We start from the raw sequence: 6051 nt of genomic DNA on the forward strand, positions 1-6051 counted from the left end.
ATTACTCTTCAGAACTGGTAAATAAATGGATCAATGAGGAAGTGTCAGTACTGTAGGTACTTATTGGTAAAGCCATTATAGTATTAGAAAATAGATTGTTTGAATATGAGAATAAACTCTGACAAGGTTAATTTTAAAATTATGTATAATAAACTAATTTAGAAACAATGTTTATAATATTGTATTGAAATATTAAGGGGGAAATAATGAGTAACACCGTTTTTCTTTTAGCGAATGCTTATGAAGAATATGATAGAAAAAAAAGAGAAAGTACAAACTTTAGTGGAGTGAATTTATCAACTAATAATTTAATAAGATTGAGGTTGAGTGAATTTGAAAAATATGTTAAATTAAATAAGTTATTATTCATTATGCTTTTGATAATGATTATAAGCTATGCTAGTTTTATAATATTTTTAATGATGAAAGTTAGTAGTGCGCTGATATTAATGCTACCACTAATAATATGTGGTATAAGTATGATTATTATAAATATCAGACTAGAAAAACAAGACGTAAGAAATTATAATAAAAATAGAGAAAATTATGAAGTGAAATTAGAAGAATTTAAGATAATAGTTAAAAATGAATTTGAGATAGATTCACCCAAAAAGATTGAGTATCTCATAAAAGAGTGTGAGGAAACAGGTAATGAGGTTTCGACTAATAATAATTTGGTTAAAAAATTTTTAGAGTCATGGAAAAATATTATTTTTCCAATAATTACATTAGGAGTAGGATATATATTGAAATTGGATAATCTAACAAAAACAATATCTTTGGAAGATATAATTATAGGTATAACTATGATAATTATAATTATAATTATAATTTTAGGATTTAGCATTGGTGTATTGTGTGCAATTCAATCAGTTGTAGATCCATTCCTTAATAGTTATAAGAATAGGGTAAATAAATTAAAACAGATATTAACAGATATAAATTTAAGGTATTATGTTTAATAAATTGTATATAGAGGGTGATAAAATGGATGAGATTATATATGGAAATCTAGTTGAGAAGATAAGAAATAATGAGGTAATATTATGGGTAGGGGCTGGTTTTTCTAAGTATGCAGGACTACCATTAGGAAGTCAATTAGTAGAAATGGTAAAGAATGATATGAGTGAAAAAGAAAGAGAACTAATAAATCATATTAACTTATTACCAGATTTAGCAGAAGAATATGTTCAAATTAAAAGTAGGGTTGATTTAATAAGATTGCTAAAAAGAAATATAGATATAAATATAGATTTTAATAAGCTAACTGCTCATCAAGCGATTTTAAGAATACCACAAATAAAAAATATAATAACAACAAACTATGATTGTTTATTTGAGAAGGTATTTGAAGAGAATATAGAGGTAATAGCAAAGGATTCGGATGTTGCTTTTATTTCAGATGAAAAAATAAATTTATTTAAAATACATGGAGATTTCAATAATAAAGAAAATATGATTATTACTAGAAGTGATTATACAGATTTCTTTAATGGAAAAATTAATTCATTATTATGGAATGAATTAAAGTCATTGATGGCAAAAAAATCGATATTATTTGTTGGATATGGATTTGGAGATCAGAATGTTGATGCTATATTTAAAGATATATGTGATAAATTAGGTGAATTTAAAAAAGAATCATACTTAGTAGTTCCAGGATTAGATCAATATAAAATTAAGAGGCTAAGTAAAAATGATATAAGATATTTAGATATAACGGGAGAAGTATTATTTGAATTGCTTGAGCAAGATATTAAAAAAAAACTAATTGTCGATTGTAGTAAGGGTAAAATATCCATAAAAAATAGTAAAATAATACTCAGTACACATGGTATAGATGTAGATTTTAAGATTTGTGACACGGATATAGTAGTTAAAGCTGTTAAGGCAGGAGACGAACCTTTAAAAATAAGTATGAATCTATCAGTGAATAAAGAAGATAGTAAATCTATTGAACAAATAGAAAAATTTGATAGAGCAATAAGAGGTGAATCTATTGAACCAGTAATATTAAGTGGAAAATGCTTAAAAGACATAAATGGAATTATAAAAGGTGTTGATGTACCAATATTAAATGGTGAATTAGATAGTATGTATTTAGTTCCGTTACCAGAAGAAGTATTTACTTGTGATTTATTATCAATAAGTAATGATATATCAATAAAATGCAAATTTAAAAGATATATATTGAGAGATGAAATTATTATAATTCTAGAAATGGATCTATATAAACTAACTTGGAAGTTTAATTTATTAGCGGGTATTGAATCTAATATTAAAATCACAACAAAGAAATCACAAGGAAAGTATGAGCATGAAATAAAAGAAATTAAAGTTATGATAGATTGGTTATTAGGAAAGAAAGTTAGGTTATATAGAGAAGATAATTATAAATGGAGTATAATGCTGCCTTCTCCGAAGAATGGGAAAGCTAAAGAATTTATAAGAGTAGCAAAATTGAGAAAAGAAATATTACAACATGTAATTGATGTAAGAAGATACTTTGGAGTTAATTTTAAAAAAATAGATTCTATTAATAGAGATGAGTATGAACTGCTGGAAAATTTAAGCGAGATAGGAAAAACACGGAAATTAAGAGTTGATTCAATATCCTTTTCATTTAAATCAAATGATGAGTTCATAGATATGTTAAAAGATGATAGTATATTTATGATAGGAAATGAAGATTCGGATAATATAGATGTGGACATACTAGGGGAAAAAATAAAATTAGGAAAACACATGATAAAATGTAATGATGCATATGTAAGCAATTATGATGATGTTAAAAATGACAAGACTGATAAGATTATATTTAAGAGTAAAAGTAATAAATTACATATTGAATATTGTTTTTAATTATATGATTAGTCTCTATATGGTAACTTAATTTAAAAAATGATATCTATTAATGGTACTAAAACCATTGAAATAGATATCATTTTCTATAATGACATTTACATAGGTTCCACTTCAAAATAAATAAACGGTATAATTATATTTTTATTCTCATGTGTAGAACAAAAATAATACCAAAAACTGCATAATATTAAAAAAATATACATAAGAAGAGGCTGTAATAATATTAATTTAAAAAAATATGCTTATAGTCCTTCTTATTTTACTATAATTTATTGTAATCATGGATTTTATCAAGCCTTGATAAAGCTGAGCCAAGTGATGGAGATGCTAAAAATGATTCATATTCAGATTTACTAACGTTAATATATTCATACATAACACCATTTTTAAATTGGATATAAAGTGTGTTGTGTTCCCAACCAACTTTACTAATCCTACTTGATGAAACTTGCGACATAATCATAAAACTCACCCCTTTGTATAAGTTTAACATTTATAGCATGAAATATCAAATATAGTCAAAAATTATATATAAACGTTGAATATGTGTTACATTAAGTATGGAAGAACTAAAGAGGTTACTAAATAGTATAGATATCTAGTTAAAAGAAAGTTGAATGAATAAGAATAGTAAATCTAATGTGTAGAAATTTAATATTATGTTATAAAGGGACTACTAAAGAATTAATTTAGTAGTCTATTTTGGTACTGTTAATTTATATAAATAGTACAAAGCGTGGCAACTTTATTGGGTATTAATCTAATGTATTAGAAGACGTGAATTAAAAAAGTTATTATATACCGAAACTATGTTCTAGTATATAATGATAAGTATAGCATAATAATAATATATATATTGTTTTTGAAAGAAAGGTGATAAAAGGATGATTAGAAAAATAGTAAATAATTTTAATTCTCCCAAAATGCTACTTGTTAAAATAGCATCTTTTATAACTTCAATGTTTCCATTAAGTTTATTTCTAGTATTAAAATATTACAATGAATATACTTTGTTTCTAGGAAAAATCCCTAGAAATATATTTGCTAATACTTTATTTATTATAGAAATCTTTTCAATTATATATATAATATATTTTTATAAATTTAAGAAAACAAAGGGTGCTGTTAATGTTGATAAATACCATTTTGAAAATATTATTCAGCAGAAAAATAATACCACAAATTATTTGTTGGCAAATGTATTACCTGTAATTACTTTAGAACTAGATAAAACCTATAATTTCATTTTCTTTATTGTTCTATTTTTCCTTTTAGGATATATGTATGTCAAAAATAATATGGTTCATATAAATCCTCTATATGATTTTATGAATGTAAAAATATATAGTTGTAAAATATATAAGTTTAGCAAAAATAATCCAAATATCAAAATTGAAATACCCAATAGCACTGTTATATCTACAATAGATATATATGGATTTGATAATTCAATATATAAAGGAGCATTGCTTGGGGATGTTCTACTTGTCCGTGAGTAAATAGTATAAAAATAAGATATCACTAGATGTGATATCTTATTTTTATACTAAATTAGAGGTTTATTGTTTTTAGATTCATATAGAGTACTATCATCTAAATCCTGTAATAGAGAATCACATAAATATAATATTAGTTTTTTGGCATCATCTAAACTAGTAATATCAAGGTTGTCGTGTTGATCATAAGATAAACTTAATTTGTTTGAAAGAAGATTTTTAGTGCTAACATCTTTGGTTACAATATTATCAAAACGTTCTGAGTTAAGTGTCGCGAATATATTGAAATTCCTTCCTTTACGAGAAAATGATTTAATTAAATCTAAGCTGCTAGGTGTGATAGTAAGCTTTGATTTAATGTCATTTAAACAATCGTCACGAAGTTGTTTATTATACTTTTCAAAGCCGAAAATTGATTCAACATTAGCTTCAATTAAGAAACAAATATTATCAACTATTATTATATGAGGATATAAAGGTAGTCTAAATAGATCTTTTTCTATTAAATCAAAAGTGCTTGCTTCAGAATCTAAATCAGTATTCATTAAGAATAAAAAACCTTTAGGTTTATAAATTGGTGCTACCTTATTTATAATTGTAATAGTTTTATCATCCGATGTAGTTAGTTGTAATAGTGAATGTTTAAATTTACTATAAGAGCTGTTTCCATAAGCTACTTGACAATTAGTATCTAATCTATGCAAAAAATATTGAATTTTATAATTATCAACATCTGCAATAGTAGCAGTAGCATTTAGAAGTAAAGGATCATTAAAGTTAAGATAATCTAAGTTTATAAAGTCAATTATTTTTTTTGCATTATGTATAGAATACTTTTCGAAAGTAGTGGTATTATCATTAAGAAATTTATTTTCGAAAATTTCCAAGATAGTTTTTATTGTGGATTTAACTTTTTCATGCGGCATGTTAGTGTCAAAAAACTCGTAATCTAGATTTAGATGTTGATTTAAATTAGATTTTAAAGGTGTTGTTTTAAATGCATACATAGATGCAGATGAAACTTCATCATCAGTAATGGCTTTAATATAAGGGTTAAGCAAATTAAATACAGTGGTATTATCCATAAAAATCCTCCTAAAATATTATTATAAATATGAAATTGATTAATGATTTTAAATAACTAGAACTTGTCCTATTATAAATGATAAAACTTATAAATAAATACATTTAAGTATAGTTTAACATAATATAGAAAAAAAGTAATGTAGAATACGGATTTAGCTAGTTTGGGGGTGAGGCTTCTAGAATTATGATTTATAGAGACCTAGTGATTGCAAAATCAAGCACTAGATAGAGTATAAATATAGAATATTAGCAACCTCAGGTCAGGGACGAGCCCTTTCTTCGGTAGCAAGCCCCTTTTTCCTTCGTAAACTCAGTCGGGGCTAACACCACTGGGGTTGTAAAAAATTCCAATTATATAAAGTGGCATAAACAAAACATTATTATAAATATTGCGGATATCTATTAATGGTACTAAAACCATTGAAATAGATATCCTTTTTTGCGTGGCCGACACTTTGGTGTATTATTTTAAAAAAATAAAAGTATTTTTTCAAAAACCTTAACTAGTGCATATATTTAAGTGAAGGGAGGTGAAACATATGGCAGTTAATTCAGTATTAGTTGATACAGCAGTTGTTGTTAAATACAAAGTTGGTGTTGATAC

At 25.0% G+C, this 6051-nt stretch carries 5 protein-coding genes; 3 read left to right on the plus strand and 2 right to left on the minus strand.

Features of this window, described 5'->3' with window-relative positions:
• The first annotated feature begins 206 nt into the window (after positions 1-206).
• Positions 207-962 (plus strand): hypothetical protein, encoded by a 756-nt coding sequence (locus BLS77_RS17460; RefSeq protein ID WP_089972876.1) that lies wholly within the window; start codon positions 207-209, stop codon positions 960-962.
• 25 nt (positions 963-987) lie between these two features.
• Entirely contained in the window at positions 988-2862 is a 1875-nt protein-coding gene (locus tag BLS77_RS17465) for an SIR2 family NAD-dependent protein deacylase (RefSeq protein WP_175490906.1), read from the plus strand.
• 265 nt (positions 2863-3127) lie between these two features.
• Here the strand turns inward: BLS77_RS17465 and BLS77_RS17470 are convergent, their stop codons facing one another.
• Positions 3128-3328: a KTSC domain-containing protein gene (locus tag BLS77_RS17470; RefSeq protein ID WP_089972885.1), complete on the minus strand. Its 201-nt coding sequence runs from the start codon at positions 3326-3328 to the stop codon at positions 3128-3130.
• Between the two features lie 421 nt (positions 3329-3749).
• On the opposite strand from BLS77_RS17470, the gene BLS77_RS17475 reads away from it, so the two are divergent.
• Positions 3750-4364 carry a hypothetical protein gene (locus tag BLS77_RS17475; protein ID WP_089972889.1) on the plus strand — a complete coding sequence of 205 codons (615 nt, stop codon included), beginning with the start codon at positions 3750-3752 and terminating at the stop codon, positions 4362-4364.
• A gap of 47 nt (positions 4365-4411) precedes the next feature.
• Here the strand turns inward: BLS77_RS17475 and BLS77_RS17480 are convergent, their stop codons facing one another.
• Positions 4412-5446, minus strand: coding sequence for a hypothetical protein (locus tag BLS77_RS17480; RefSeq protein WP_089972893.1), 1035 nt, complete (start codon positions 5444-5446; stop codon positions 4412-4414).
• Positions 5447-6051: the final 605 nt, after the last annotated feature.

It is taken from the genome of Clostridium gasigenes (assembly GCF_900104115.1).
GTDB classification, from domain to species: domain Bacteria; phylum Bacillota; class Clostridia; order Clostridiales; family Clostridiaceae; genus Clostridium; species Clostridium gasigenes.